The 25420-nt window shown below is 71.5% G+C and carries 30 protein-coding genes; 19 read left to right on the forward strand and 11 right to left on the reverse strand.

The genetic code is table 11. The features are described from left to right. Positions 1–6: 6 nt before the first annotated feature. The 10 genes from fliG (at position 7) to EDF53_RS06205 (ending at position 8848) form a co-directional block, all read left to right on the forward strand. Positions 7–1071: a flagellar motor switch protein FliG gene (fliG, locus tag EDF53_RS06160; RefSeq protein ID WP_123292859.1), complete on the forward strand. Its 1065-nt coding sequence runs from the start codon at positions 7–9 to the stop codon at positions 1069–1071. Then, the gene (locus EDF53_RS06165; protein ID WP_123292722.1) at positions 1064–1726 is read left to right on the forward strand and encodes a hypothetical protein; all 663 of its coding nucleotides are present in this window, start codon (positions 1064–1066) and stop codon (positions 1724–1726) included. Before fliG ends, EDF53_RS06165 begins: the two co-directional genes overlap by 8 nt. Beyond that, positions 1723–3066 (forward strand): FliI/YscN family ATPase, encoded by a 1344-nt coding sequence (locus EDF53_RS06170; protein ID WP_123292723.1) that lies wholly within the window; start codon positions 1723–1725, stop codon positions 3064–3066. Before EDF53_RS06165 ends, EDF53_RS06170 begins: the two co-directional genes overlap by 4 nt. Then, positions 3066–3497 carry a flagellar FliJ family protein gene (locus tag EDF53_RS06175; RefSeq protein ID WP_123292724.1) on the forward strand — a complete coding sequence of 144 codons (432 nt, stop codon included), beginning with the start codon at positions 3066–3068 and terminating at the stop codon, positions 3495–3497. Before EDF53_RS06170 ends, EDF53_RS06175 begins: the two co-directional genes overlap by 1 nt. Then, entirely contained in the window at positions 3494–4228 is a 735-nt protein-coding gene (locus EDF53_RS06180; RefSeq protein ID WP_123292725.1) for a C40 family peptidase, read from the forward strand. Before EDF53_RS06175 ends, EDF53_RS06180 begins: the two co-directional genes overlap by 4 nt. Then, a complete protein-coding gene (locus EDF53_RS06185) occupies positions 4225–5679 on the forward strand; it encodes a flagellar hook-length control protein FliK (RefSeq protein ID WP_123292726.1) in 1455 nt (484 codons plus the stop codon). The genes EDF53_RS06180 and EDF53_RS06185 overlap by 4 nt, the downstream gene beginning before the upstream one ends. 25 nt (positions 5680–5704) lie before the next feature. Next, positions 5705–6148, forward strand: a complete 444-nt coding sequence (locus EDF53_RS06190) for a flagellar hook assembly protein FlgD (RefSeq protein WP_123292727.1) — start codon at positions 5705–5707, stop codon at positions 6146–6148. Positions 6149–6204: 56 nt separating this feature from the next. Next, positions 6205–7380 carry a flagellar hook protein FlgE gene (locus EDF53_RS06195; protein WP_123292728.1) on the forward strand — a complete coding sequence of 392 codons (1176 nt, stop codon included), beginning with the start codon at positions 6205–6207 and terminating at the stop codon, positions 7378–7380. A gap of 110 nt (positions 7381–7490) precedes the next feature. Continuing rightward, a complete protein-coding gene (locus EDF53_RS06200; protein ID WP_260154814.1) occupies positions 7491–7853 on the forward strand; it encodes a metalloregulator ArsR/SmtB family transcription factor in 363 nt (120 codons plus the stop codon). Continuing rightward, positions 7850–8848, forward strand: coding sequence for a cation diffusion facilitator family transporter (locus tag EDF53_RS06205; RefSeq protein WP_123292729.1), 999 nt, complete (start codon positions 7850–7852; stop codon positions 8846–8848). The genes EDF53_RS06200 and EDF53_RS06205 overlap by 4 nt, the downstream gene beginning before the upstream one ends. Here the strand turns inward: EDF53_RS06205 and EDF53_RS06210 are convergent. Further along, positions 8845–9309 (reverse strand): DUF2231 domain-containing protein, encoded by a 465-nt coding sequence (locus EDF53_RS06210; RefSeq protein ID WP_123292730.1) that lies wholly within the window; start codon positions 9307–9309, stop codon positions 8845–8847. The genes EDF53_RS06205 and EDF53_RS06210 overlap by 4 nt on opposite strands. 124 nt (positions 9310–9433) lie before the next feature. On the opposite strand from EDF53_RS06210, the gene EDF53_RS06215 reads away from it, so the two are divergent. The 6 genes from EDF53_RS06215 to EDF53_RS06240 all read left to right on the forward strand — a co-directional run bounded on the left by EDF53_RS06215 (position 9434) and on the right by EDF53_RS06240 (position 15003). After that, positions 9434–10153: a VIT family protein gene (locus EDF53_RS06215; protein ID WP_123292861.1), complete on the forward strand. Its 720-nt coding sequence runs from the start codon at positions 9434–9436 to the stop codon at positions 10151–10153. A 1-nt stretch (position 10154) separates the two neighbouring features. Further along, on the forward strand, positions 10155–10838 hold the full coding sequence (locus tag EDF53_RS06220) for a response regulator transcription factor (RefSeq protein ID WP_123292731.1): 684 nt from the start codon (positions 10155–10157) through the stop codon (positions 10836–10838). Continuing rightward, positions 10835–12199, forward strand: coding sequence for a HAMP domain-containing sensor histidine kinase (locus tag EDF53_RS06225; protein WP_123292732.1), 1365 nt, complete (start codon positions 10835–10837; stop codon positions 12197–12199). The genes EDF53_RS06220 and EDF53_RS06225 overlap by 4 nt, the downstream gene beginning before the upstream one ends. 127 nt (positions 12200–12326) lie before the next feature. Further along, entirely contained in the window at positions 12327–13793 is a 1467-nt protein-coding gene (locus EDF53_RS06230) for a ferric reductase-like transmembrane domain-containing protein (protein ID WP_123292862.1), read from the forward strand. Continuing rightward, positions 13790–14281 (forward strand): FMN-binding protein, encoded by a 492-nt coding sequence (locus tag EDF53_RS06235; protein ID WP_123292733.1) that lies wholly within the window; start codon positions 13790–13792, stop codon positions 14279–14281. Before EDF53_RS06230 ends, EDF53_RS06235 begins: the two co-directional genes overlap by 4 nt. Then, on the forward strand, positions 14278–15003 hold the full coding sequence (locus EDF53_RS06240; RefSeq protein WP_123292734.1) for an FAD:protein FMN transferase: 726 nt from the start codon (positions 14278–14280) through the stop codon (positions 15001–15003). The genes EDF53_RS06235 and EDF53_RS06240 overlap by 4 nt, the downstream gene beginning before the upstream one ends. A gap of 28 nt (positions 15004–15031) precedes the next feature. Here EDF53_RS06240 and EDF53_RS06245 read toward each other — a convergent pair whose 3' ends face one another. From EDF53_RS06245 to EDF53_RS06265, 5 genes are all read right to left on the reverse strand, one after another. Beyond that, positions 15032–16543 (reverse strand): hypothetical protein, encoded by a 1512-nt coding sequence (locus tag EDF53_RS06245; RefSeq protein ID WP_123938138.1) that lies wholly within the window; start codon positions 16541–16543, stop codon positions 15032–15034. 29 nt (positions 16544–16572) lie between these two features. Further along, positions 16573–17271: a phosphatase PAP2 family protein gene (locus EDF53_RS06250; RefSeq protein ID WP_123292736.1), complete on the reverse strand. Its 699-nt coding sequence runs from the start codon at positions 17269–17271 to the stop codon at positions 16573–16575. 227 nt (positions 17272–17498) lie between these two features. Beyond that, positions 17499–18251: an ABC transporter permease gene (locus tag EDF53_RS06255; protein ID WP_123292737.1), complete on the reverse strand. Its 753-nt coding sequence runs from the start codon at positions 18249–18251 to the stop codon at positions 17499–17501. Between the two features lie 139 nt (positions 18252–18390). Continuing rightward, positions 18391–19059, reverse strand: a complete 669-nt coding sequence (locus tag EDF53_RS06260; protein ID WP_221181192.1) for a DedA family protein — start codon at positions 19057–19059, stop codon at positions 18391–18393. Continuing rightward, positions 19056–19850, reverse strand: coding sequence for a hypothetical protein (locus EDF53_RS06265; protein ID WP_123292738.1), 795 nt, complete (start codon positions 19848–19850; stop codon positions 19056–19058). Before EDF53_RS06265 ends, EDF53_RS06260 begins: the two co-directional genes overlap by 4 nt. Before the next feature lie 184 nt (positions 19851–20034). On the opposite strand from EDF53_RS06265, the gene EDF53_RS06270 reads away from it, so the two are divergent. Both EDF53_RS06270 and EDF53_RS06275 read left to right on the forward strand, forming a co-directional pair. Further along, complete coding sequence (locus EDF53_RS06270; protein WP_185020963.1) at positions 20035–21141, forward strand: sensor histidine kinase KdpD; 1107 nt, start codon at positions 20035–20037, stop codon at positions 21139–21141. A 5-nt stretch (positions 21142–21146) separates the two neighbouring features. Further along, positions 21147–21806, forward strand: coding sequence for a response regulator transcription factor (locus EDF53_RS06275; RefSeq protein WP_311316831.1), 660 nt, complete (start codon positions 21147–21149; stop codon positions 21804–21806). Between the two features lie 23 nt (positions 21807–21829). On the opposite strand, the gene EDF53_RS06280 is transcribed toward EDF53_RS06275, so the two are convergent. From EDF53_RS06280 to EDF53_RS19820, 3 genes are read right to left on the reverse strand one after another with little or no spacing between them, the layout of a single operon-like run. After that, positions 21830–22216, reverse strand: a complete 387-nt coding sequence (locus EDF53_RS06280; RefSeq protein WP_123292741.1) for a hypothetical protein — start codon at positions 22214–22216, stop codon at positions 21830–21832. 9 nt (positions 22217–22225) lie between these two features. Continuing rightward, positions 22226–22807: a hypothetical protein gene (locus EDF53_RS06285; RefSeq protein WP_148053756.1), complete on the reverse strand. Its 582-nt coding sequence runs from the start codon at positions 22805–22807 to the stop codon at positions 22226–22228. Next, a complete protein-coding gene (locus EDF53_RS19820; protein ID WP_123292864.1) occupies positions 22804–22941 on the reverse strand; it encodes a sigma factor-like helix-turn-helix DNA-binding protein in 138 nt (45 codons plus the stop codon). Before EDF53_RS19820 ends, EDF53_RS06285 begins: the two co-directional genes overlap by 4 nt. A gap of 175 nt (positions 22942–23116) precedes the next feature. Between EDF53_RS19820 and EDF53_RS06300 the strand changes: the two genes are divergently transcribed. Continuing rightward, on the forward strand, positions 23117–23659 hold the full coding sequence (locus tag EDF53_RS06300) for a DoxX family protein (RefSeq protein ID WP_123292743.1): 543 nt from the start codon (positions 23117–23119) through the stop codon (positions 23657–23659). A gap of 86 nt (positions 23660–23745) precedes the next feature. Here EDF53_RS06300 and EDF53_RS06305 read toward each other — a convergent pair whose 3' ends face one another. Next, positions 23746–24375 (reverse strand): hypothetical protein, encoded by a 630-nt coding sequence (locus EDF53_RS06305; protein WP_243648785.1) that lies wholly within the window; start codon positions 24373–24375, stop codon positions 23746–23748. An 18-nt stretch (positions 24376–24393) separates the two neighbouring features. Then, complete coding sequence (locus EDF53_RS06310; RefSeq protein ID WP_260215225.1) at positions 24394–25392, reverse strand: alpha/beta hydrolase; 999 nt, start codon at positions 25390–25392, stop codon at positions 24394–24396. Positions 25393–25420: the final 28 nt, after the last annotated feature.

Consider the following 25420-nt stretch of genomic DNA (forward strand, 5'->3'; position numbering starts at 1 on the left):
GCCCTGATGCCGAGCGGCAGCAACGGCAACGGCAACGGCCCGGGCACCGGCAAGGGTTCGAACGACCGAGCGCTGACCGGCGCCCAGAAGGTCGCGCTCATCCTCATGCAGATGGACACCGACCGCGCGGCCGAGGTGATGAAGCAGTTCACCGAGATGGAGGCCGAGGAGATCTCGGCCGAGATCGTCCGGATGCGCCGCGTCGAGGACACCGTCGTCGACCAGACGATGTCGGAGTTCCACCGGATCACGATGAGCGGCCGACTGCAGAAGCGCGGCGGCAAGGAGACCGCCCTCGGGCTGCTCGAGGCGTCCTTCGGCGCCGAGCGCGCCGCGGGCGTGATGGACCGACTCGCCTCGAACCTGGCCGGCCAGTCCTTCGACTTCCTCGACGACGCCGAGCCCGGGCAGGTCATCACCCTGCTCGAGGGCGAGCTGCCGCAGACCATCGCCCTCGTCCTGGCGCACCTCAAGCCCGGCCAGGCGAGCGCCGTCCTCGCGGGTGTCGACGAGCGCGTCCGCACCGACGTCGCGCAGGCGTTCGCCACGATGGGCAGCGCGACCCCGGAGGCCGTCGGCATCGTCGCCGGTGTCCTGCGCCAGCGCGCCGGCGCCGTCGTGTCGCCGCGCGAGAGCGTCGAGGTCGTCGGCGGCATCGCGCCCCTGGTCGACATCATCAACCGCTCCGACGTCGCCACCGAGAAGGCCGTGCTCGACGGGCTCGAGGCCCGCGACCCGGAGCTCGCCGAGGACATCCGCTCGCGCATGCTCACCTTCGAGGACATCGTCAAGCTCGAGTCCCGCGACATCCAGCAGGTGCTGCGTGGCATCGACTCGAAGCTCCTCGCGACCGCCATGAAGGGTGCGGCCGGACCCGTCGTCGAGACGATCCGCGCGAACGTGTCCGAGCGCAACCGCTCGCTGCTCGACGACGAACTGCAGGCCATGGGCCCGGTCCGCGTCTCGCAGGTCGAGGAGGCCCGCGCCGAGGTCGTCCGTTCCGTGCGCGAGCTCGAGGCGCAGGGCGTCATCACCGTGCACCGTGCCGAGGAGGACGAGCTCGTTGACTGACACCACGACCGCCGGCACCGTGCAGCGCATCGCGTTCCCCGCGATCGGCACCGCCGCCGCGACCGACCGTGCGTCGGGCGCCGACGTCCGCGGCCACGCCGCCGGATACACCGCGGGACTCCGCGCCGCGCAGGCCGAGACGGACGCCCTGCGCGCCCGCCTGCAGGCCGAGCACGCCGCGCTGACCGCGTCGCTGCGCGCGGACACCGTCCGCCGCATCGCGGTCCTCGACGCCGCGACGAACGCGATGCTGTCCACGGTCGCGCCCGTCCTCAGCGACGCCGAGGCGTCCGTCGCCAGCGCGGCCACGGACCTGGCCGAGGCGATCGTCGGGTACGAGATCCGTGCCTCCCGTCCGGCGGTCGGTACCGATGACGACCGGGAGGCCCGGATCACGTCCGGTGCCGAGACCACCGTCCGGCGGGCGCTCGCGTCCATCGACCGCAGCGTCCCGGTGGCCGTCCGGCTCAGCCCGGCGGACGCCGCCCGCGTCGCCGACGTCGACCTGCCGGTGCCCGTGGTCGCGGACCCCGCGCTGCGGGACGGCGACGCCGTCGTCGACCTGCCGGACGGCATCCTCGACGCCCGGATCGCCACCGCACTCGACCGTGCCCGCACTGCACTGGGTGTCGAGCTGCAGGGGGTGTCCGCGTGACCGCCACGCTGCTCCGCCCGCGCGGGCTCGACGACGCCCTGCGGCAGGCTGCACCCCAGCGGGTCGGCGTCGTCACGAGCGCCGTCGGCCTCGGGCTGACGATCGCCGGGCTCGACGCCCACGTCGGGGAGGTCGTCATGGTCGGACCGGAAGACGGCGTGCAGACCGCCGTCGAGGTCGTCGCGACCGACGCCACCGGCGTGCGCTGCATGCCCCTCGGACGCCTCACCGGTGTGACCGCCGGCACCCCCGCACGCCCCACCGGCCGGCCGGTGCTCGTGCCGACGGGTGCCGGGCTGTTCGGCCGTGTGCTCGACGGCCTCGGCCGACCGATCGACGACCGCGGACCGCTCGTCGGTGCCGGTGGCGAGCCCGTCGACTGGGTGCCGCTCGACCACGCGACCCCGAACGCGATGGCACGCACCCGCATCGACACCCCGATGCAGCTCGGCGTGCGGGTGCTCGACACCCTCACCACGGTCGGCCGTGGCCAGCGCATGGGGCTCTTCGCGGGCTCCGGTGTCGGCAAGTCCTCGCTGCTGTCGATGATCGCCCGGGGGAGCGACGCCGCCGTCAACGTGATCGCACTGGTCGGGGAGCGTGGCCGCGAGGTGCGCGAGTTCCTCGAGGACGACCTCGGCGCCGAAGGCCTCGCCCGCTCGATCGTCGTCGTGTCGACCTCGGACGAGCCCGCCCTCATGCGTCTGCGCGCCGCGTTCGTGGCCACCCGCATCGCCGAGTCGTTCCGCGACGCCGGCCAAGACGTCGTGCTCATGATGGACTCGCTCACCCGCGTCGCGATGGCGCAGCGTGAGATCGGGCTCTCGGTGGGGGAGCCGCCGGCCACCCGGGGCTACCCGCCGTCGACGTTCTCGGTGCTCGCCGGGCTGCTCGAGCGTGCCGGGACGGACCGCGTCGGCAGCATCACCGGCATGTACACCGTGCTGGTCGACGGCGACGACCACAACGAGCCGATCGCCGACGCCGCCCGCAGCATCCTGGACGGTCACGTCGTGCTCGACCGGAAGCTCGCGATCACCGGGCACTTCCCGTCCGTGGACGCCCTCGGCTCGGTGTCCCGGGTGGCCTCGAAGGTGACGGAGCCCGCGCAGCGCGGTGCCGCGACGACCCTCCGCAAGGTGATGGCAGCGCGTGCCGCCGCCCAGGACCTGCTCGACGTCGGCGCGTACCAGCGCGGCTCGAACCCGCTCGTCGACGCCGCCGTCGACCACCAGGGCTCGATCGACGCGTTCCTGCGCCAGGGGATGGACGAGCGGGCGACCGCCGACGCGTCCTGGCAGCGACTCGGTGGTCTCGTGCAGCAGCTGGGGGTGTCGTGATGGCCCGCCGCTTCCCGCTCGCGGGGCTCCTGCGCCTGCGGCACACCGAACAGGACCGCGCCGCAGCCTCGCTCGCCACCGCGAACGAGCGCGTGCGCGACGCCGCCGACGCCAGGATCGCCGCGCGCCGCAGCCTCGCCGACGCCGAGGGCGCGCAGCCGATCGAGGACGCCGCGACCCTGAGCGCCGTCGCCGCTGCGCGTGCCGCGACCCGCGGGATGCTCGAGGAGCTCGACGCCGTGGTCCGGACCCGCCGCGCGGACGCCGACCGGGCACAGGAGGAGTACACCGCCGCACGACGTGCCGCGGTCGGCCTGGAGAAGCTCGAGGGCAAGCACGCCGCCGAGCAGGCCGCCGAGGAACTCCGCACCGAACAGAACGCCCTCGACGAGATCGCGGCACGACGCCGCACGGAAGGTGGTGCCCGATGAGCGTCGAAGCGGTGCTCTCCCGGATCTCCGAGATCCGGTCCCAGATCGACACCCTGCGCGGTGGCTCGGCCTCGGCGACGAGTTCGTCGTCGTCCGCCGCGTCGACCAGCGCGTCGTCGAGCGCCTTCGCCGATGCCCTGGCCACGGCGACCGGGACCACCGGCACCGGGACCGCGACCGCTGCTGCCGGCGCTGCGGCGGCCACCAGCAGCGCGCCCGCCACGTCCGTCGACGCCGGCGCGGGCACGCTCGCGACAGGCAGCGGCGCCACCGGCTCCGACGTCGTCGCGGACGCGAAGAAGTACCTCGGCGTGCCCTACGTGTTCGGCGGCACCACGACCGCTGGCATGGACTGCTCGGGGCTGGTGCAGACGGTGTTCAAGGACCTCGGCGTGACCATGCCGCGGGTCGTGCCGGACCAGGCGAAGATGGGCGTCGAGGTCGGCTCCCTGAAGGACGCGCAGCCCGGCGACCTGATCATCCCGAAGGGCGAGGGCCACGTCGTCATCTACGTCGGCGACGGCAAGGTGCTGCACGCGCCGCGCCCGGGCAAGGACGTCCGCATCGTCGACAACTGGTACTCCGACGCCGACATCGCCACCATCCGCCGCATCGTGCCGGCCCAGGCGTCCGCCACCCCGGCGACGACCGCGACCACGGCCGCGAGCAGTGCCACCGACCTGCAGACCGCCGCGCTGCTGTCCATGATGCAGACCGGGAGCGCCGCATGAGCCTGACCATCGCCACCCAGCCCGCGCCCGCTCCGGCGAGCACCACTGCGCCATCCCGCCCGAGCTCCGACCCCGCAGGGCCCGGATCGTTCGACGCTGCCCTGACCGCTGCCGCCGCGACCGGTCGTCGTGCCGGCGACCGGGCAGCGGCGCGCGACGACGGTGCCGGCACCGCGACCGACGACGGCACCGCCCCCGCGACGCCGCCCACGCCGGACACGACGCCGCCCACGCCGGACACGGCCACGGCCGACACGGCTGCGGCTGCCGACGCGCAGGCGCTGCTGCTCCCCGGACTGGTGCCCACACCCACCGCCGCCCCGGTTCCGGCGACCGCCGCCACCGCTGCTCCGGAGGCCGCCACGCTCGAAGCGGGGTCCGCCGCGGATGCCGCGACGACGGCTCCGGCGGTCCTGCGGTCGGCCGTGACCGAGACCCCGGTGGCCGGTGCGGTCTCGGTTCCGGCCCCGGCCGAGCTGTCCGCGACTCCCGTGGTCCCCGCGCAGTCGACACGCTCCGACGCAGTCGCCGGTGCGGACGCAGGGGAAGCGGCGGGCGAGTCCACCCCGGCGCCGGCACGCTCGACCGCTGCGCCGACCGCGTCAGCGCAGCTCCTGGTGGCCACCGCCCAGCAGGGGAGCGTTCCGCCCACCCCGACCGACGCCGGCTCGGCCGGAGCCGCCGTCCGCACGGCCGCCGCACCAACGTCCGCTGCACCCACGGCTGCCGCAGCGACCGCAGCCGCCGCACCGCTCACGTCGGCGGTCCCCACGCAGGCCGCGCCCACGAACCCGACCCCCGCGGACGGCACCGCGACCGCGACCCCCGTCGTCGTCACCGCCGTCGCGGCGACCGCTGCACGCGGTGCCCAGACCGGCCACGGGACGGAGCAGCAGGGGTCGACGGCGGGTGATCCGGGCCTCCCGGCAGTCACCACCACGCGCGGTGGCGAGACGCCCTTCGTCCTGCCCACGACGCCGACCGCCGCGCCCACCCCGGCCACCGCGGCTCCGTCTGCGTCGGCGACGCCGGCACCGCTCGGGCAGCAGCTCGCGCGCCCGGTGTTCTCGCTCGCGCAGGCCGGCCCCGGTGAGCACGTCGTCACCGTGCAGGTCGTGCCGGACAGCCTCGGACCGGTCACGGTCCGCGCACACGTCACGGCGCACGGCATGCACGTCGAGCTGTTCGCAGCGTCCGAGGCGGGCCGCGACGCGGTCCGCCAGGTGCTGCCCGACCTGCGGCGCGACGCCGCCGGCACCGGGCTGAGCACGACGCTCGACCTGTCCTCCCAGAACCACCCGGACACGGCGCCGGGTCGCGACCAGCGACCGGCCGACGGCCGCCTGCGTGCCGACACCGGCCTGGAGGCACGGCGCACGTCCGCCACGCAGCCAGCGTCCTCCGCCACCACCTCCACCATCCGCACCGCGGGACTCGACGTCCTCGCCTGACCGGCTCACGAACAGGAACCAGACCATGCCCATCGACGGCATCACCGGCAGCGTGGACCAGGCTGCCCAGGCCGCGGCCCTCGCCGCGAACTCGACCGCGAAGAAGTCCCAGACGATGGACTCCGAGGTGTTCATGAAGCTGCTCGTCACGCAGCTGCAGAACCAGGACCCGTCGTCGCCGATGGACACCAACCAGATGATCAGCCAGCAGACGCAGCTCGCGATGATGGAGCAGATCACCAACCAGACCACGACGGGGAACGAGAACTTCTCGCTCCAGATGCGCATCGCCGCCGCGAACCTCGTCGGCAAGCAGGTCAGCTACACCGACGCTGCGACCGGTACCGCCGTCACCGGGACCGCCTCGGCCGTGTCCTACGCGAACAGCGTGCCCACGGTCACCGTGAACGGGAAGGAGGTCGCTCTCGACGTGATCTCCGGCATCACCACCACCGCTCCGGCTTCCTGACCGTCCTCCTTCCCCTTCTCCTTCCTGCTCTCCCTGCCTCTCCGAAAGGACGCACCATGCTCCGCTCGCTCTACTCCGGGATCTCCGGCCTCCGCTCGCACCAGCAGATGCTCGACGTCACCGGCAACAACATCGCCAACGTCAACACCGTCGGCTTCAAGGCCTCGTCGACGGTCTTCCAGGACACCCTGTCGCAGATGACCCAGGGTGCCGGCGGACCGCAGACCGGTGTCGGCGGCACCAACCCGGCGCAGATCGGCCTCGGCGTCCAGGTCGCCGGCGTCTCCACCAACTTCGCGCAGGGCTCGGCCCAGGCCACCGGCAAGGCCACCGACCTGATGATCTCCGGCGACGGCTTCTTCGTCACCCGCCTCGGCAACGACACCGTCTACACCCGCGCCGGTGCGTTCGACTTCGACGCGGACGGCCGCCTGGTCACCGCCGACGGCAAGATCGTGCAGGGCTACCCGGCCACCAACGGCGTCGTCAACGACAACGGTGGCCTCGCCGACATCACGCTCCCGCTCGACGCCGCGGCACCGGCCGTCCGCACCACCTCCGCCTCGGTCGCCGGCAACCTGCCGTCCGAGACCGCCGTCGGCGACACCATCACCCGCGAGGCCACCGTCTACGACGCCTCGGGCGCCAAGCACACGATGTCCCTCGCCTACACGCGCACCGGCACCGGCTGGGACGTCACCGCGCGCAACGGGCAGGGGACCACCACGAACGGGTCGCTCACGTTCGGCACCGACGGCAAGCTGACCTCCGGCGGCGCCCTCACGGTCGGCGGCATCGCCGTCGACATGGGCGAGCTCACCGGCTTCGCCTCGCTCAACACCGCGTCGATCGGTTCGCAGAACGGCCGCGAGGCCGGCGCCCTGCAGGGCTACGCCATCTCGAAGGACGGCACCGTCACGGGCACGTTCTCGAACGGTGCGTCGCTCGCCCTCGGCCGCATCGCCCTCGCGACGTTCGCGAACCCGGCGGGCCTCGAGAAGACCGGCGCCTCGGGCTACCGTGCCACCGGCAACTCGGGCACCGCGACCGTCGGTGGTCCCGGTTCGGCCGGCGTCGGGTCGCTCGCGGCGGGCACCCTGGAGATGTCGAACGTCGACCTGTCGCAGGAGTTCACGAACCTGATCGTGGCGCAGCGCGGGTTCCAGGCGAACGCGCGCATCATCACGACCTCGGACGAGGTGCTGCAGGAGCTGACGAACCTGAAGCGGTAGGCGGACGGCGCTTCGTGAGCAGGAATGGTCGGGTCCAAGCCGGGCAACCCGACCATTCCTGCTCACGAGTTCGGCTGTCCGTTCGGGATCTGATGACTTAGTATCTGCGTGTGCACGTAGACAAGCAGCCATGCGGGCTCGATCCCGAGTCGGAGTACGTCGAACTGGCGGTCGAGGTCTTCGCGATGCTCGCCGACGCGACCCGGGTGAAGATCATCCTGGCGCTCCGGAACGCCGAGGAGATGTCCGTGAACCACCTGGCCGATGTGGTCGACAAGAGCCCCGCGGCGGTGTCGCAGCACCTCGCGAAGCTCCGGCTCGCGCGGATGGTGTCCACTCGCCGTGAGGGCACGACGGTCTTCTACCGACTCACCGACGAGCACGCGTCGGAGCTGGTGATCGACGCGGTGAAGCAGGCCGAACACGTCGTGGGTGCCGCGCCGCACCACCGCGGGGAGCAGGCCGGCGCGTGACCGACCACGAGCACGACGGGCACCAGCACGACCACGACCACGCGCACCCGCACGGCGGCGTGCGGGGCCTCCTCTACGACCTCGTCGTCCCACACACGCATGACTCCGCCGACTCGATCGACGACGCCATGGAGGCGAGCTCGGCCGGTGTCCGCGCGCTCAAGATCAGTCTCTTCGTGCTCCTCGGCACCACCGTCCTGCAGGCCGTGCTCGTCGCGTTCACCGGCTCGATCGCCCTGCTGGCGGACACCACCCACAACTTCGCGGACGCGCTGACCGCCGTGCCGCTGTGGGTCGCGTTCGTGCTCGGCCGACGCGTGGCTACCCGGCGGCTCACCTACGGGTACGGCCGCGCCGAGGACCTCGCCGGCATGTTCATCGTCTTCGTCGTCGCGCTCTCGGCAGTGGTGGCCGGGTGGCAGGCGATCGATCGCTTCGTGCACCCACGCCCGGTCGAGGCGCCCTGGTTGCTCGTCGCCGCGGGCCTGATCGGCTTCGCCGGCAACGAGGTCGTCGCGATGTACCGGATTCGGGTCGGCCAGCGGATCGGTTCGGCGGCACTCGTGGCCGACGGCATGCACGCCCGGCTCGACGGCTTCACCTCACTGTCGGTGGTCCTCGGTGCGGTCGGCGTGATGGTCGGCTTCCCGCTCGCCGACCCGGTCATCGGCCTGCTCATCTCGATCTCGATCCTGGTGCTGCTCTGGGGCACGGTGAAGTCGATCGGCGCGCGGCTGATGGACGCCGTCGACCCGGCGCTCGTCGAACGTGCCGAGCACGTCCTCGAGCACACGGACGGCGTCCACAGGGTCCGCGACCTCCGTCTCCGGTGGATCGGGCACCGGCTGACCGGATCGGCAACGGTCGAGGTGATGACGACGGATCTGCAGGACGCCACGGACGTCACCGACCAGGCCGCGGAACACGTCCGGCGGGCGATGGGAAACCTCGACGCCTTCACGGTGACCCCAACGCGCTCCGCTGTGCGTTCCTAGCCCTTCCAGACGGACTCGGCGCCCGCGTGTCCGATGACGACGACCTCGATCATCGAGACGACGCCGACTGCGAGCAGCAGCACCGGGCCGACGATCGCGACTGCCCGCAGCGCGCCACCGCTCGTCACCCGAGCTGTCCCGAACCGGTGCCATCCCCACCACAGCAGCAGGAGCACGAACACCGCGATCGACCAGGGGAGCAGCCCGTCGGCGAGCTCGGTGTGCCGCTCGAGCAGCGCGGTCTCCTGCTCGCGGTGTTCGAGCCATTCACCGGACGAGGTCGCCAGGGGGACCGAGACGAGGGCGACCAGCCCGATGATCGGTGCGCCGACTGCGAGCCACCGTCGCGCTGCGGGCCACACCGCGACCACGATCGCGGTCAGCGCCGCGACGGGGACCGCGACGGAGGTCAGGTGGACGAAGAGGGGGTGGAGCGGGATCCCGCCGAGCTGCCAGTCCATGACGGCCTTTCACGTCGTGCGCCGGACGGTGCCGGCGGTGTTCGACCAGACAACAGGATCCCGCGGTCCGCATCGTTCGAAACCTCACACGAACGGGGCGACCCGGACATGGTTCGCTGTGACCATGAGCACCTCCGAGCCGCACGCGGGCGAAGCCCACACGGGCGACCTCGCTGCGCGCCTGAACTGGCTGCGAGCCGGAGTCCTCGGCGCGAACGACGGGATCGTGTCGACGGCGTCGATCGTCGTGGGCGTCGCCGGCGCGTCGTCGTCCGTCCCGGCGATCGCGACCGCGGGGATCGCAGCGCTCGTGGGCGGTGCCGTGTCGATGGCGCTGGGCGAGTACGTGTCGGTGAGCAGTCAGAAGGACAGCCAGCAGTCCCTCATCGAGAAGGAACGCCGCGAACTGGCCGACGACCCGGTCGCCGAGCTCGAGGAGCTCACCCAGCTGTGGCAGGGCCGTGGTCTCCGACGGTCCACGGCCGAACGTGTGGCGTCCGAACTGACCGAGCGGGACGCCCTCGCCGCGCACCTGACCACCGAACTCGGGATCGACGAGGACGAGGTCGTCAGCCCGTGGCACGCCGCGTTCGCGTCGGCGGCCGCGTTCTCGATCGGTGCCGTCCTGCCGCTGCTGGCGATCCTCCTGTCGCCCGAGGCCGTCCGGGTACCCGTGACGTTCGTCGTCGTCCTCGTCGCACTCGCGTTGACCGGGGCCACGGGCGCCCGGATCGGAGGTGGCTCGGTGCGGCGGGCGACCGCACGCGTGGTCGTCGGCGGAGCCCTCGCCCTGGCGGCGACCTTCGTCATCGGATCCCTGCTCGGGACGAGCGGGGTGGTCTGAGATGGCGAACATCCTGGTTGTTGAGGACGACCCCGAGATGGGTGCCCTCGTCGAGCGCGGACTGACCGGCGAGGGGCACACCGTCACGGTCGTGACGGACGGCGTCGCCGCACTCGTCCAGGCGCGGTCGCAGGCGTTCGACGCCGCAGCGATCGACGTCATGCTGCCCGAGATGACCGGCTTCGAGGTCTGTCGACGACTCCGTGAGATGGGGTCGGACTTCCCGGTGATCCTGGTCACCGCACGCGACGCCGTCGACGACCGCGTGTTCGGACTCGACTCCGGGGCCGACGACTACCTGACCAAGCCGTTCGCGATCGCCGAACTCAACGCGCGGATCCGGGCGCACCTGCGACGTCGTGCCGCCGGTGGCACGACCACCGTGGAAGCCGGCGCGGTGCGGCTCGACACCGTGGCCGTGCGTGCGTCGGTGCGCGGGCGCGACATGCCGTTGAGCGTCAAGGAGTTCTCGCTCCTGCGGTTCCTCATGCAGGGGGCGCCCGACCCGCGCACCAGGACCGAGGTGCTCGAAGAGGTCTGGGGGAGCGCCGAGCACTTCGACCCGACCATCGTCGACCAGTACGTCAGCTACGTTCGCAAGAAGCTCCAGGCCTCGGGCGCCGACGTCGCGATCCGGACGGTGCGCGGTGTGGGGTACGCGCTCGAGGTCGTGCCGTCTCCGTGAGGTTCCTCCGTCGCCTGTCGATCCGCGCTCGGATCACCCTCGGGAGCCTGCTCGTCGGTGCGGTCGTGCTCTCCGGGGTCGCTCTCGTGCTGCACGTGCAGATCGAACGCGCGACGCTCGCGACCGACCGCTCCCTCGCATCCGGTGACGCGGCGCCGTTCGTGTCCGACCTCCGGCACAACCCGGACGAGCCGCCTGACCGTCCAGCAGAAGACGTCCTCGTCGGGATCCGGTCAGCGACCGGAGACTGGGTCGTGGACTCGCTGCCGCGCGACGTCCGCGCCGTGCTGCCCTCGCCGGTCCCGGACGACGACGTCACGCTGCGACTGCACACCGGCCACCGTGTCGTGACCGTCGTCGGCATCCCGGTCACGAACGACGCCGGATCGTTCGTCGTGTGGGCCGCGCACGACGGCCGGGCCGGGCAGGAGACGGTGGCGCGGGTCGACCGGTCCCTGGTCGTCGGAACGTTCCTGGCACTGCTCGCCTTCGCGGCGACGGCCTGGCTGCTGTCGACCATCGCCCTCCGCCCAGTGGGGCGGATGCGCCGGACCGCCGAGCGCCTCAGCGCCGGGAACGGTGGCGGCCACCTGCCAGTCGGCGCCTCCGACGATGAACTCGCGGCCCTCGCCCGGACGCTCAACACGTTCATCGACCGCCAGCGTGAGAACACCGAGCGCGAGCGACGGATGGTCTCCGACGCCAGCCACGAGCTCCGCACGCCGCTCGCTGCCCTCACCGCCCGACTCGAACTGGCACACCGCTCGTCGGGCGACGCCGTCGCGCTCGAGCGCGAGCTGCGCGCCGCCGAGGGCGATGCGGCACGGCTGGTCGCGCTCGCGAACGCCCTCCTGGAACTCAGCAGGCTGGACGAGGCGGAGGGTGTTCCGTCGACGTCGGCCGCTGCGCTCGTCACGGAACTCATGGGATCGATCGACCGCGCCCGCGCCTTGACACACGTCGGGGCGCGCGACATCGACTTCGCCGTCGAACTGACGGCGCCGGACGAGCACTACGGACTCGAGCCCGCGGCGTTCGCGCGGGTCGTCGACAACCTCGTCGCCAACGCGATCGCCGCGGGGGAGGACGGCGGGGTGGTCCGGGTCACGCTCGACCAGTCCGCCGACGGTCGACTCGACCTGTGCGTCGTCGACGACGGCCCCGGCGTCCCGGACGACTTCCTTCCGCAGGCCTTCGACCGCTTCACCCGGGCCGACAGCGCCCGACGTGCCGTCCTCGGCGGGAGCGGCCTGGGGCTCGCCCTCGTCCGCGGCATCGTCGAACGCGCAGGCGGGACGGCGGACCTCTGCAACGCGGCGTCCGGCGGTGCCGTCGCGACGGTCAGCGTCCCCGCGCGCTGACCGGGACCTCGGTCCACGCCGATCACTCGAGGTCTCGAACGAACGGGGCGCTCCGTTCGGGGTCCGTCCACAGGACCGCTCCTGATGCTGTGAGTCACCCGATCGCATGCTGGAGAGGACCGAGACGATGATCGAGACCGCTCGCGCCACACCGAGGACACCCCCGAGCACGACCGAACGCGCGCGCCTGCGGGACGCCGTACCCCCGGCGGAGTCCCTCGACATCGCCGCGCGCCGCCGCCGTCGAGCCGGTCGCCGCCGGAGCGCCATGACGGATCTGCTCGGGATCCTCGCATGGGTCTCCGCCTCGATCGCCGTGACGCTCTGGCTCGCCTCGCCCGGCTCGCACAGGGTCGTGGGGATCGGCGGCTGGCTCACCGACGCCGGGATCGTGGCAGGGCTCGTCGCCACGGACCTCGTCCTCGTGATGCTGGTGCTCGCCGCCCGGGTACCGCTCATCGACCGGACGTTCGGCCACGACAACGCCGTCGCGGTCCACCGTTCGCTCGGCAAGCCGGTGCTGTACCTGCTGCTCGCGCACGGTGCGTTGCTCACACTCGGCTACGGCGCGTCCGCGGGGACCGGTCCGATCGCCGAGACGATCGCGCTCTTCTCGACACCCGACATGCCACTCGCCTTCCTCGGCCTCCTGCTGTTCCTCGTCGTGGTGGTCTCGTCCTTGGTCGCCGTGCGCCGTCGGCTGCCGTACGAGGCATGGCACCTCATCCACCTGCTCAGCTACGCCGCGGTGCTCGTCGCGTTGCCCCACATGCTCAGCGTCGGCAGCGTCCTCGCGCAGGGCACCTGGCAGCGTGTCTACTGGATCGCCCTGTACGTCGTGGCGCTCGGACTCATCGCGCTGTACCGCTTCGCGGTGCCGATCGTGGTGACGTTCCGGCACCGGATCCGTGTGGCCGGCATCGAGACCGTCGCGCCGGGGGTCGTGTCGATCCACCTCGCCGGACGGGACCTCGACCGCCTCGGAGCCCGCGGCGGGCAGTACGGGGTCTGGCGGTTCTGGACCGCGAAGACGTGGTGGCACGCGAACCCGGTGTCGTTCTCGGCGGTCCCCGCCCGCGGTCGTGCACGGATCACCGTCCGCGACCTCGGTGCAGGCTCCGCCCGTCTCGGACGCATCACGCCTGGGGCGTTCGTGTCCCTCGAGGGTCCGTACGGCCTGTTCACCAGCCGGGCCCGGACGGCCCCGTACCTCGCGCTCGTCGCCTCCGGCATCGGGATCACCCCCGTGCGCTCGCTGCTGGAGGACACCGACCTCCGTCCGGGCGAGGCCACCGTGCTGCTGCGCGGGACCGACGCCGACCAGCAGTACCTGTGGCACGAGATCGCGGACCTCGCCGAGGCGACGGGCAACCGGCTGTACACGATGGTCGGCCACCGATCCCGCTCCCGCGAGAGCTGGATGACCGAGGAGGACGTCCGGCGCGGGGTCTCCCTCCGGTCCGTGTTCCCGAACCTGCTGCAGTCGGACCTGTACGTGTGCGGGCCGCGGGCGTGGTCCGACCTCGTGGTCCGCGAAGCGCGGTCGGCAGGGGTGCCGGAACACCAGATCCACCAGGAACGGTTCGAGTCATGAGAGCACGCATCATCGCCGGCGGTGTCGTCTCGTCGATCGCGGTCCTGGCCATCGGGTGGCAGCTCGGCGGCCAGCCCGCGGTCACCGCACCGGCACAGCAGGGCACGACGTCGGGTGTCGGCACGACCGGCACCGGGTCGACGAGCGACAGCGCCGGCAGCGGGACCAACGGCGGCAGCAGCGGCACCGGCACCACTGCTGGGTCGTCCGCCTCCGGCACCTTCGCCGGCGACACGACGCAGACCCGGTACGGCCCGGTGCAGGTGCAGATCACCGTCGCGAACGGGACGATCACCGACGTCACCCCGCTGCAGCTCACGAACAGCGACGGCCGATCGGTGCAGATCAGTCAGCAGGCGGCACCGGTCCTGCGCCAGGAGGGACTGCAGGCGCAGTCCGCACAGATCCAGTCCGTCAGCGGTGCGACCTTCACGAGTCAGGGCTACACGACGTCGCTCCAGTCCGCGATCGACAAGGCCGGGCTGTGAGCGTCCAGACCCTCGAGACCATGGGTACCGTCGTCAGCCTCCGGGGAGCCACCCCGGAGGCCGCCGCCGAGGTGCGCGCCGTCTTCGCCTCCTACGACCACCGGTACAGCCTGTACGACCCGGCGTCGGTGCTGAGCCGCGTCGCCGACGGATCGCTCCGGCTGTCCGACACCCCGGCGTCGGTGCGCGACGTGTACGCGCTCGCGCTCGACTGGCGGGAACGGACCGGTGGTGCGTTCACGCCGCACCGCCCGGACGGCGTCGTCGACCTGTCCGGTGTGGTGAAGGCCCTGGCGATCCGTGACGCCGGAGCAGTCCTCGACGGCATCGCCGACGACTGGATGATCAGCGCCGGAGGGGACGTGCTCGTCCGGGGACACTACCGCGACGACGAATCGTGGAGCGTCGGGGTGGTCGAACCGGCACGCCGCGACACGGTCGTCGGCGTCGTCCACCTCGATGCGCCGCGCCGCGCCGTCGCGACCTCGGGGACCGCCGAGCGCGGCGAGCACATCTGGCGACGAGCGACCCCCACCTTCGTGCAGGCGACCGTCATCGCTGACGACATCGTCACCGCGGACGTGCTGGCAACGGCGGTCGTCGCGGGCGATGCTGACGACCTCCGCGGGCTCACCGGCAACGGGAGCGTCGACGTGCTCGCGTTCGACACGGACGGCATCGCGTGGGCGACACCGGGGGCCGAGGCGGTCGTGTGTCCATGAGCAACCTCGTGGACGCCCTTCGTCGGTGTCATCGCACGTACTGCACGACCCAGGTGCGGGTGCGTTGCCAAGTGCGACTCCGACGGAAGCCGTCGCGGGTGAGTGCCTGCGTCACGATGGTGCGGACATCGGGCTCGACCGCGGTGAGCAACCACACCACCTTCGCGGCACCGACCTCCTCACGGATGTCCCGCAGTGGTCGTTGCGTTCCCCACAGGCCAGCGGACTCGCTCGCCGGAGCAACCAGGAGCGGGTCGCGAAGTCCGGAGAACGCCGCTGGATAGGTATCCGCGATGGTCCTGGAGGTGGCGAGGGGATGGCGTTCGAGGGGCCCGAAGACAACCGCGTCGCGTTCCCCGACGGGCTCCTCGGACCGGTGCGCGACGATGACGGCGGCTGCCTCGTTCCAGGCGGCGTCGTCCTTCGCTGCGACCGTGCGCTGCTGCGCCCACGTCGGTGCGGTGAGCGCCGCGGCGACGACGAGGACGGTGGCCACGGCGCGTCGTGACCACCGAGTCGGTACGGCGGTCACGGCGGCACCCAGGCACAGCGCCACCGCCGGGGCGGTGAACGCGGCGTACCGCGGGGAGTACAGCGGGTTCGTCACCAACGACGCGGCGATCAGGCCGATCGTGGGAACGAGCGCCCACGGCAGCGCCACCACGAGGAGCCGCCGGCGAGTGTCGTTCCGGTGCATCAGGACGACCCCGACGACAGCAAGGGTGCACCCGAAGACCGCGAAGCCCGGGTTCTTGGTGAACCACTGCGTCAGCAGCACCTCTTGGATCGTGTGCGCACTGATGGGATCGATCCAGGCGATCTGACGATCCTGGCCAGCGGATGCCGAGGCGAGCGGCAGCAGCGCACACGCCGACAGGGCAGTTGCGGCACCCCAGCGCAGGAGCACCTTCCGCCTGTCTCGATCACGGCCAGAACGCCGCAACAGCGGCAGCGCCGCGGTCACGCCGTGACCGACCGTCATCAGTGCCAAGTAGAGGAACACCGCGCCGCTGAGGATCGAGATCGCCGCGTACGACACCCACCACGGCCACGACCGGGCTCCCTGTCGGGTGCGATCACGGGCGGCGACGAAGAGGATCGTCGTCCCGACTGCGAGGGCGGTGTCGATGGCGAACGACCGCCCTTCCGACCCCATCCACGTCACCCGTGGGAAGAGCGCGAAGAGGACCCCGGCGACGAGACCGGTCCTCGGGCTGGCGAGTGTGCGTCCGAGGACCACGAGCAGTGCCGCGGCGACACCGATCGCGATCGAGGAGGGGAGACGCAGGGTGAACGGCGTGTACCCGACGAGCGCGAACCAGCAGTGCATCACGGCGTAGTACGTCGCGTGGACGACGTCGACCTGTTGCACCTCGCGTGCCAGCGCCGCCCAGGGGCGGGTGGCGGACACGACCGTCGCGGCCTCGTCGTACCAGATGGACGGCACCCAGCTGAACGCCGCCGCCACGGACGTGGTTCCGACACCGACCAGTGCGGGGACCACCCACAGCCGTACCGGTTGGGCGCGTGTGCTGCGCACCGGTACGACACTCGGCGACGCGACGGCGGTCATCGGTCTCGCGCCTTCCCCACGAGTGATCGAGGCCGGAGACCGGCAACAGCGGTGGGGCCGCGACGAGTGGGCGTCTGACTTGCTCTCGTCCAGGTCAGCGCGATGTGACGCACGACGACCCAGACTGCGGACGTCCACACGATCGCGGCCAGGACGTCCGTCGGGTAGTGCACGCCGAGTGCGAGTCGGGAGGTCGCGACCACGATCACGACGACGGTCCCGATAGAGGCGACCTGCGCTCGAGCCTTGCCGTGCGTCACGGCGACGAGTCCGAGCACCAGGGCAGTGACCAGCGCGACGTGCCCGGACGGGTACGACCAGCTCTCCACCGCGTGGTGCACGCCGGAGAGCACCGGGCGTGACCGGTGCACCAGCAGCTTGACCGGCTCGACCGACACCCACGAGACCCCGGCGATCCCCACGAACTGCATCGCGGCGACCCGATCGGACCGCCACCAGACGACCGCTCCGATGGCCACGAGGATCGCAAGACCGCCGGCGGGCTCGAGGAGCACGCCGATCCCGGACGCGATGAGCAGCGCGGTCGGCGTCAGGTGTTCATGCAGCAGCTGGTCGAAGCCGGTCTCGGTCGCTCCGACACCCGGAACGGCTGTCAACGTGATTCCGATGAGCACCACGATCACCGCTGCTGTGAACGCCGATCCGAGTTGCCACAGTGCGCGTTCACCTCGCATCGGACGACCGCCCTCGATCCGCCTCGGTCGCCACGGCGAGCAACGCGGCAGCTGCCGCCGTCGCCACGATCAGCGCAGCGACAGCGCCGGCACCTCCGAGCACTCCAACAGTCATGTCCACGACCTCCGAACAGCACCCTTCCGCCGCCGCTCCAAGGAACCACCCAGATGCACCAGACGAGCGAGCACCCCGGACGGTCCGGCACGATCGTCGTCGGGACGAGTCGTCAGCGGATCGGGACCACGTGCGGCCGGGTCCGCACCGGGCCGATCCAGCGGGTCACGAGGACGGCGGTGATGCTTCCCGTCGCCATGATCGCCGCGAGGACGACGATCTGGAATCGCCCGGCTTCGAGGGGAGAGACGCCACCGAACACGGCGCCCACGAACGCGCCAGGAAGGGTGACGAGTCCGGTCGTCTTCGTCTGGTCGACTGTCGGTATCAGAGCGGCGCTCACAGCGCGTCGAACCAGGTCCGCGGTGGCGCGGCGCGGTGTCGCTCCGAGCGCGAGCCACCCCTCGACCTCGTCCCAGCGATCGTCGACGAGCTCGCGGAATCGACGGCCGGCGATGGTCGCGATGGACATCGCGTTCCCGATGACGATGCCGCCGATCGCGAGGGCGTAGCGGGGTGAGAGCGTGATCGCTCCGCTCCCGAAGACGACGACCGCGCTGACCAGGATGCCGGTCGCCATTGCTCCGGCGACCGGCAGCACCATCGTCGGGAGGTCCCCGAGCCGTCGAGCCGACGTGCAGGACGCGACGACGAACATCACTCCGAGCGCGAGGCCGATCAGCAGGGGCGATCTGATGACTCCGGTGAGCACGAGGCTGATGGCGGCGAGCTGCAGGGCGCCGCGGACGATCGCCACTGCCGGAGCCCACGGCGCCGACGCGCGAGCAGCAAGCAGGACGACCGTCGCGACCGCGACGAGAGCGAGCACACCGAGCAGGGTGCGCACCAGGGCGTCCGCGGTCATGCCTGCTGCTCAGTCATCAGGTGCACTGTACGGCCGGCACGGTGTCATCCGTCGAAGGCCGTGCGCCGCCCACCACGCTGACGGTCACCGGTGGACCGATCCGTGATCTGGTTCGGCACCGTTCGGGTGCTGGTCGCGCTCAGCGGTCGCTCGCGATGGGCTGTTCATCCTGGTCGTCCTGGTCCGTTCGGCTGCTCAGCCGCTTGCGGACCACTCCGATCAGGATCGGCAGGATCGAGAGGATGACGATGACGATCATCAGGACGTCGATGTTGTGCGCGACGAGCGGGATCCCGCCGAGCAGCCCCCCGACTGCCGTGAGTCCGCACGCCCAGCCCACCGCACCGACGACGTTCCACAGGAAGAACCTCCGGTAGCGCATGTCGGCTGTCCCCGCCGCGAGCGGGACGTAGGTCCGGACCACCGGCACGAACCGGCCGAGGACCAGGGACAGGCCGCCCCACCTGGCGAAGAACACTTCGGCCTCGTCCAGCCGAGCGGTCGTGAGCACCCGTGCGCCGTCACGGAAGAGTCGGCGGCCGAAGCGTCGACCGATCCAGTAGCCGACCTGGTCCCCGGCGACGGCGGCGAAGGACGCGACGACCGCGACCTGCCATGGTGCGACGCCCAGCGCGGCGCTGGTGATCGCGGCAGTGACCAGGAGCGAGTCACCCGGGAGGAACGGGAACAGCACCCCGGACTCGATGAAGACCAGGACCGCGATCCCGGCGAGGACGGCAGGGCCGAAGGCGTGCAGCACGGATCCGGCGTCGAACAGGTGGACAGCGAGGGGGAACCGGTCGATCACGACGAGAGCTGCTCACGGGTGCCGGCCCCGACGCGATCACGACGGCCGATTGAAACCCATGCGATGAGCGCTGCGATGACCGCGAGGAAGACGATGCTGGTGGTGATGGTCCCGATGCCGAGTCCGCCGTCGTGTGTCGGCTGGGAGAGCAGGTCCCCGGTCGACGCACCGAGCGGGCGGGTGAGGATGTACGCGATCCAGAAGCAGGTGACGGCACCGCGACGGCCGATGAACCAGACGGCAGTGACCGCCACGATCGCTGCCGCGAACAGCAGCAGCGACGGCAGGTAGCCGAGGCCGGTCTGCTCGGCGATGAGGTCACCGGCTGCGGTGCCGAGAGCGAAGGTGAACAGGATCGCCAGCCAGTAGAACGCTTCCCGCCTGGTGGTGTCGATCTCGTGGATCGAGAGCGTGCGCTCACTCCGGTACCAGACGATGAACACCACCGCGAGAGCCACCGCGAACACTGTCGTGCTCACCCCCAGCGGGACGCCGAGCCCGTCGGTGAGGTTGTCCGTGATGCAGGTCCCGACGATGCTGATCAGCACGACGGTGACCCAGTACGTGACCGGCCGGTAGGCGCGGGTGCGGAACTGCAACACCAGGAACACGACCAGGACCGCGGCCATCACGGCCGTCGTCAGCGGGAGACCGAACCCGAGGGTGTCGCTGAGCAGATCGGCTGCGGTCTCACCGACGGTCGTGGCGAGGACCTTGATGATCCAGAACGACGGGGTGGGGTCTGGCACCTTGTTGCGCTTCGGGCGGGGCCGAGCGGTCAGCTGGGTCATGGCGTGCTCCTCGTCGTGACCGGGCCTCGTGCCCGGGTCGGTGCGACGACGGTACGAACGTGCCTGCAAGACTCCACCAAGAAACCCGGGTGTCCGGATTCGACCGCATCCTTGGTGTTTCCTTGCCTTGGGTGAGGGAGCCTCGGAGCACCCCGGACGGCGGTGTCAGGAGCGGAGGAACCGATTGATCGACACAGCATGGAATCGACTCGTCGACGCCACTGCGCGGTGGTCCCTCCGTGGCGCTCCGGACCGGGATGCGGATCGCCTCGCCTCTCGACGGTCGGTCATCGGCATCTCCATCCGCGTCGCGGGGGTGTCTGCGGCGTTGGTGATCGGGATCATCGCCCTGGTCGTCGCGTACGTCGCTTGGCAGCTCACCCCAGGCCAGCAGCGGGAGCAGCCCGGTCCCTTCGACGTGCACATCACCCTGGACACGCTCGACCTGACGGTCGCGATCATCGGGGTCGGCGGGCTCGCGATCCTCTTCGCGGGAGTCGCCTCCTGGTTGATCGCGCGACGCGCGGTCCGGCCGCTGACGGAGGCGCTGCATGTGCAGCGGACCTTCGTCGCGGATGCCAGTCATGAACTCCGCACACCGCTCGCCGTCCTGCATGCCCGCGTCCAGCGGCTCCGCATGCAGACCCCCGACGACGACCCGCGCCGCCGGATCGTCGATGATCTCACCAGCGACACGCGGATCCTCATCGACATCGTCGACGACCTCCTCGAAGCTGCTGCAGGTACCCGATCCGAGCCGGGTGTCGCCGGCCTGCAGGATGGACTGGCAAGGCTTCGACGTGACATGAGCGTGCTCGCCGATGATCGGCACGTGCGTCTCCACGTGGTTGACCACAGCGCCAGCGTGGGCATGACGCCGACACAGCTGCACCGCTGTCTCGTCGCGCTCACGGACAACGCCATCGGCCACACCCCACCGGGCGGCACCGTCACCGTGACCACCACGCCGGAACACGACCGGGTGTGCGTCCGCGTGCAGGACGACGGCTCCGGCATCTCCGGGATCGAACCGACGCGGGTGTTCGACCGGTTCGCACACGGAACCGGCCGCGGCAACGGTCGAGGCCACGGCCACGGCCACAGCGCGGACGGAACCCGCACGGGGAACGGCATCGGGCTCGCCCTGGTGCGTGAGATCGTGGTCCGCGCCGGCGGTGACGTCACCGTCGAGTCCACCGGCGATCACGGCACCGTCTTCGCGCTCCGCATCCCGACAGTGCACGCGGCGACGTCCGCGCCGACCATCACTCGTCGCGCCGAGGGAAGATGAACACCATGGGACAACGCCTGCTCCTCGTCGAGGACGACCCCAGGCTCGGACCGCTCGTCGCCGAGGTGCTCAGCGAGGACTGGGATGTCGTCCTCGCGTCCGACGGTGAGCAGGCACTCGTCACGGCAGTGGAACGGTACTTCGACGTCATGGTCGTTGATCGGCGGCTTCCCGGCATGGACGGCACCGAGTTCATCAGCGCGATCCGGCGCCAGCGGATCAGCACCCCGGTGCTCATGCTCACAGCACTCGGCGAGCTCCGCGACCGCGTCTCCGGTCTCGACGCCGGAGCGAACGACTACCTCGTGAAGCCGTTCGAGTTCGACGAACTCGCCGCCAGACTCCGGGCGCTCACCCGCGACTACACCGGCACCGGAACGGGCGTGGAGATCGGAGGGTGGACCTTCTACCCCGATGACCACAGCATCCACTCGCCGTACACCGGTCGGGTCCTCCTCACCGAGAAGGAGAGCTCCCTGCTCCGGGTCCTCGCTGCGGAACCAGCGCGCGCGTTCTCGCGGCGACACCTGCTCTCCGCGGTGTTCGAACACGGCGAGCAGGAGAACACCGTCGACACGTACGTGCACTACATCCGGCGGAAGACCGACCGCGACCTCATCACCACCATCCGCGGCACCGGCTACCAGCTCGGCACGCCAGCCTGACCCCGCTCGGAGCGCGCCCGAGGTCAGCCGGTCGACGCGTGCTCGCCCGCACCGGTGCCGGAGGGCGCGTCGGCGGCCAGGCCGATGCCCTCGACGAGCCGGATCGTCACCTCGACGACGTCAGCGGGTGCGCCCGTGCGCTCGTCGACCAGGTCGCGGATGCGTTCGCCGACCTCACGGATCGTGTCGGTCGCCGGCCGGGTGTCGTCGACGGCGATGCCCGCCCCGACCCGGAGGGCCGCGCCGTCGCGCTGCACGTCCACGAGGACGTCGGGTTCCTGCAGCGAGAGGGTCGACGCGACGGCCTCGGCGGCGGCGTGCACGATCGGTCTCCTCGGGTAGACGCCGGTGACTCCCGGAACGGTGCGGATCCGGTCGGTGAGGACTCGGGACAGGGCTTCGTCGCTCACGTCGTGCTCCTAGGGCAGGGAGACGTCGTCGAACACGACGTCGATGGACGCAACGGTCAGGGCAGTGTGGCGGTCGAGAGCCGCGGCGATCCGCGACCGCAGGAGGTCCGCGGTCTCCGCCGCAGGTGCCCCGTACACCAACCCGGCGGTCACCCGCACGTGGACCGGGGCTCCGAGGTCGCCGAGTTCCCCGTCGAGAGCGCAACTCCCCATCACGACCCCGCCCATCGTGTCACCGGTCCGACGAACCAATCCCCGGACGGCGGCCTCGGTCATGGTGAGGCGCAGTCGTGGGTCGGGATGGGGGACCGGCACGTCGCGGCCGGGTCGGACCTCGGAGCGGATCGTCGCCAGCAGACGGTCGACCCAGTCGGTCTCGCGGTCCGGCTCGGCGTCGGCCCGGTGTTGCAGGGCGCCGAGCGACAGCTCGCGCAGGCGCTCCATGTTCGACAAGGCGAGGCGGCACGAGGCGGAGCGCTCGATGGACGGGTCACGGGGTGAACGGCCCCGGTCGAGGTACTCGGCGAGTTCCTCCATCGTGTGGCCGTCGAGGTCGTCCTCGGGCACGGGGACGTCGTCGAGGTCGCTCATCGCCATGCCTCCATCTCCGCGGTCAGGAACCGACGGGCCCGAGCGAGCAGCCCGCGCACCGTCGACACCGGTAGTTCGAGTTCGTCGGCGATCTGCTGGTAGCTGTAGCCGGCGGTGCCACACCCCTGACGCAGCTCTGGGTCTTCATCGTCGCCCCGATCGTCGGGGCCGTCGTCGCGGGCCTGGTCGTCCGCGTCACCGGACGGCGCCGGATCACCAGCTGACGACGCCCGCCCGAGGCGGTGGCCACGCGGGTCCGCACCGGCGTACCGTCGCCCGGATCACCACCACGGACGATCGGGAGAACGCATGAGCTCGCACACCACCGGCACCGCTTCGGTCACCGCCAAGACCCTGCTCCGCATCGCCCTCGGAGCCGTGCTCGTCTCGCACGGCTCCCAGAAGCTCTTCGGCGCGTTCGGCGGCGGAGGCATCGAGGGCACCGCGCAGGGCATGCACGCGATGGGGTTCCGCCCCGCCAAGCGGAACGCCGTGCTGGCCGGCATCGGCGAGGCCGGCTCCGGTGCCGCCCTGGCACTCGGGCTCGCCACCCCGATCGCCGGTGCGGGCGCCGCGACGACGATGGGCGTCGCGTCGAGCGTGCACACCCCGAACGGCTTCTTCAACGCGGACGGTGGCTTCGAGTTCCCGGCGTTCCTCGGCTTCTCGGCGGCGATGTTCGCGCTCGGCGGCCCCGGTCCGGTGTCGCTCGACCACGCCACCCGGCACGTGTTCGACCGCCCGTGGCTGCGGGCGGTCGCCCTCGCCGCGATCCCGGTCGCGATCGCGGTCCAGGTCGCGCAGCGTCGGAAGGCGCTCGCGTCCGACGCGGCGGCGCCCGAAGACGCGTAGACCACCGGACGGGAGGCCCGGTGCCAGCTGGCACCGGGCCTCCCGTCCGGTCCGTGGTCGGCGCTCCTGCCGCGCTCGCGCCCGTCTCAGACCAGGACGGGGAACGTGGCGAGCAGGCACGCCCCGCCGACGAGGCCGATGACCGCGGCGACGAACAACGCGATGCGGGCCCACTCGCGGCCACCTCGGTCCGACACGGCCGCGAAGAACAGGACGAGGGCGAACAGCACCGTCAGGAGCGAGTAGTCGTCGGACTGCTGGTTGTCGGCGAGGGCACGGTCGAACTGCCGGTCGGCCTTCGCCGAGAGCGTTGCCGCGCGGTCCGATCCGGCGGGCACGTACGCGTCCGTCGCGAACGGCCCGTCCGCGGTCCGACCGGTACCGTCCCACTCCTCGAACGCGGTGCGGAGCTCCGGGGAGAACCGCTCCTGCACGTAGCTGCGGAGCGTGGCGTCGTCCCGTGAATCGGCGAGCACCCACTGCACCCAGATGGTGACGTCCCACTGCCGTGCGTCGCGCGCGCCGGACGCGGCGTCGGCGGCCTGGATCCGGGCACTCGACGCCTGGCTGAACGAGATGGACATCTCGCCGCCCCACTTCGACGCCTGGAAGCCGCACCAGGCGGTCACCACCGCGGTGATCGAGAGGAGGACCACGGTCGCCACCTCGCGTCGGCGCGTCCAGTGGGGGCGCTCGGGCTTCTCGGTCATCGTCATCGTCATCGTCCTGGTCGGTCAGGCGCCCGGCAGGGGGAGCGTGCGTGCCCACCGTCGGATGGCGGTGTAGGCGGTCTCGCGGACCCGGGGTTCCGAGAGCATCACGTCGTGCAGGGCGCCGTGGATCCGGGCGATGCTGACGTCGTCGCCCAACGAGAGTGCCCGGTGCGCGACGGCGTCGACGTTCAGTGCGACGTCGACGTGGGTCATCTCCTCCGACCACTTCGGGGACAGCAGGCTGTGCGTGCTGAGCAGCACGAGCGTCGGGGTCTCGGCCCCGAGCCCGTGGGCGACCTGGTCCTGACCGGCGAACACCGCTGCGAGCCACCCCGGGTGGAGCGGGAAACCGCGCTCCGGACGCCAGGCCTGGTTGTAGGTCCAGCTACCGTCGGACCCGCTCGACACGGTGCGGGTGTAGAAGCCGGGGTCGACGGTCGGGAGCGGTGCGAGGGGGTTGCGCCGCGCACCGAGCTTCATCAGCGGTGCGATCAGCTCGCGGGCGAAGCCGGTCGCCTGGAACTCCAGCCACGGACTGTTGAGCACCAGCCCGGCGGCCACACCCCGGTGGCGGCTGTTCCAGAGTGCCAACGTCAGCCCGCCGGTCGAGTGGCCGAACAGGATGAGTCGTCGACGTCCGTGCTCGGGGTCACCGTGCCCGATGGTGTCGAGTGCCGCAGCGATGTCCTCGTCGTAGACGGCGAGGTCGTCGACGTACCCGGGGGTCTGGTGCGGCAGCAGACTCCGGCCGTACTTCCGGAGGTCCAGGGCGAAGAAGCGCGCACCGAGCGCCTCGAGGTGCTCGGCCATCTCGCGTTGGAAGAAGTAGTCGGACCACCCGTGGACGTAGAGCACGTCGGCGCCGCCCAGGGGGAGGTGGTCCGACCGCCACGGGATCGCGGTCCGCCACCGTCGCGGGAGCCGGTGGGTCCGGGTCAGCCGTACGAGGGTCGCGGTCACCGGCCCTTCTTCGTCGGCCTCGAGCGGCAACGAGCGGGCCTCGAAGTCGGGACCGAGCACGTCCTGGGCCCACCTGCTCGACGGATCG

It is taken from the genome of Curtobacterium sp. PhB78 (assembly GCF_003751685.1).
Taxonomy (GTDB): domain Bacteria; phylum Actinomycetota; class Actinomycetes; order Actinomycetales; family Microbacteriaceae; genus Curtobacterium.

Coding starts and splice junctions, on each gene's coding strand:
- fliG (WP_123292859.1), top strand. CDS start 7: ATGCCGAGCGGCAGCAACGGCAACGGCAACGGCCCGGGCACCGGCAAG.
- EDF53_RS06175 (WP_123292724.1), top strand. CDS start 3,066: ATGGCCCGCCGCTTCCCGCTCGCGGGGCTCCTGCGCCTGCGGCACACC.
- EDF53_RS06180 (WP_123292725.1), top strand. CDS start 3,494: ATGAGCGTCGAAGCGGTGCTCTCCCGGATCTCCGAGATCCGGTCCCAG.
- EDF53_RS06185 (WP_123292726.1), top strand. CDS start 4,225: ATGAGCCTGACCATCGCCACCCAGCCCGCGCCCGCTCCGGCGAGCACC.
- EDF53_RS06190 (WP_123292727.1), top strand. CDS start 5,705: ATGCCCATCGACGGCATCACCGGCAGCGTGGACCAGGCTGCCCAGGCC.
- EDF53_RS06195 (WP_123292728.1), top strand. CDS start 6,205: ATGCTCCGCTCGCTCTACTCCGGGATCTCCGGCCTCCGCTCGCACCAG.
- EDF53_RS06210 (WP_123292730.1), bottom strand. CDS start 9,309: ATGGACTGGCAGCTCGGCGGGATCCCGCTCCACCCCCTCTTCGTCCAC.
- EDF53_RS06215 (WP_123292861.1), top strand. CDS start 9,434: ATGAGCACCTCCGAGCCGCACGCGGGCGAAGCCCACACGGGCGACCTC.
- EDF53_RS06220 (WP_123292731.1), top strand. CDS start 10,155: ATGGCGAACATCCTGGTTGTTGAGGACGACCCCGAGATGGGTGCCCTC.
- EDF53_RS06230 (WP_123292862.1), top strand. CDS start 12,327: ATGATCGAGACCGCTCGCGCCACACCGAGGACACCCCCGAGCACGACC.
- EDF53_RS06235 (WP_123292733.1), top strand. CDS start 13,790: ATGAGAGCACGCATCATCGCCGGCGGTGTCGTCTCGTCGATCGCGGTC.
- EDF53_RS06250 (WP_123292736.1), bottom strand. CDS start 17,271: ATGCGAGGTGAACGCGCACTGTGGCAACTCGGATCGGCGTTCACAGCA.
- EDF53_RS06255 (WP_123292737.1), bottom strand. CDS start 18,251: ATGACCGCGGACGCCCTGGTGCGCACCCTGCTCGGTGTGCTCGCTCTC.
- EDF53_RS06265 (WP_123292738.1), bottom strand. CDS start 19,850: ATGACCCAGCTGACCGCTCGGCCCCGCCCGAAGCGCAACAAGGTGCCA.
- EDF53_RS06275 (WP_311316831.1), top strand. CDS start 21,147: ATGGGACAACGCCTGCTCCTCGTCGAGGACGACCCCAGGCTCGGACCG.
- EDF53_RS06285 (WP_148053756.1), bottom strand. CDS start 22,807: ATGAGCGACCTCGACGACGTCCCCGTGCCCGAGGACGACCTCGACGGC.
- EDF53_RS06300 (WP_123292743.1), top strand. CDS start 23,117: ATGAGCTCGCACACCACCGGCACCGCTTCGGTCACCGCCAAGACCCTG.
- EDF53_RS06305 (WP_243648785.1), bottom strand. CDS start 24,375: ATGACGATGACCGAGAAGCCCGAGCGCCCCCACTGGACGCGCCGACGC.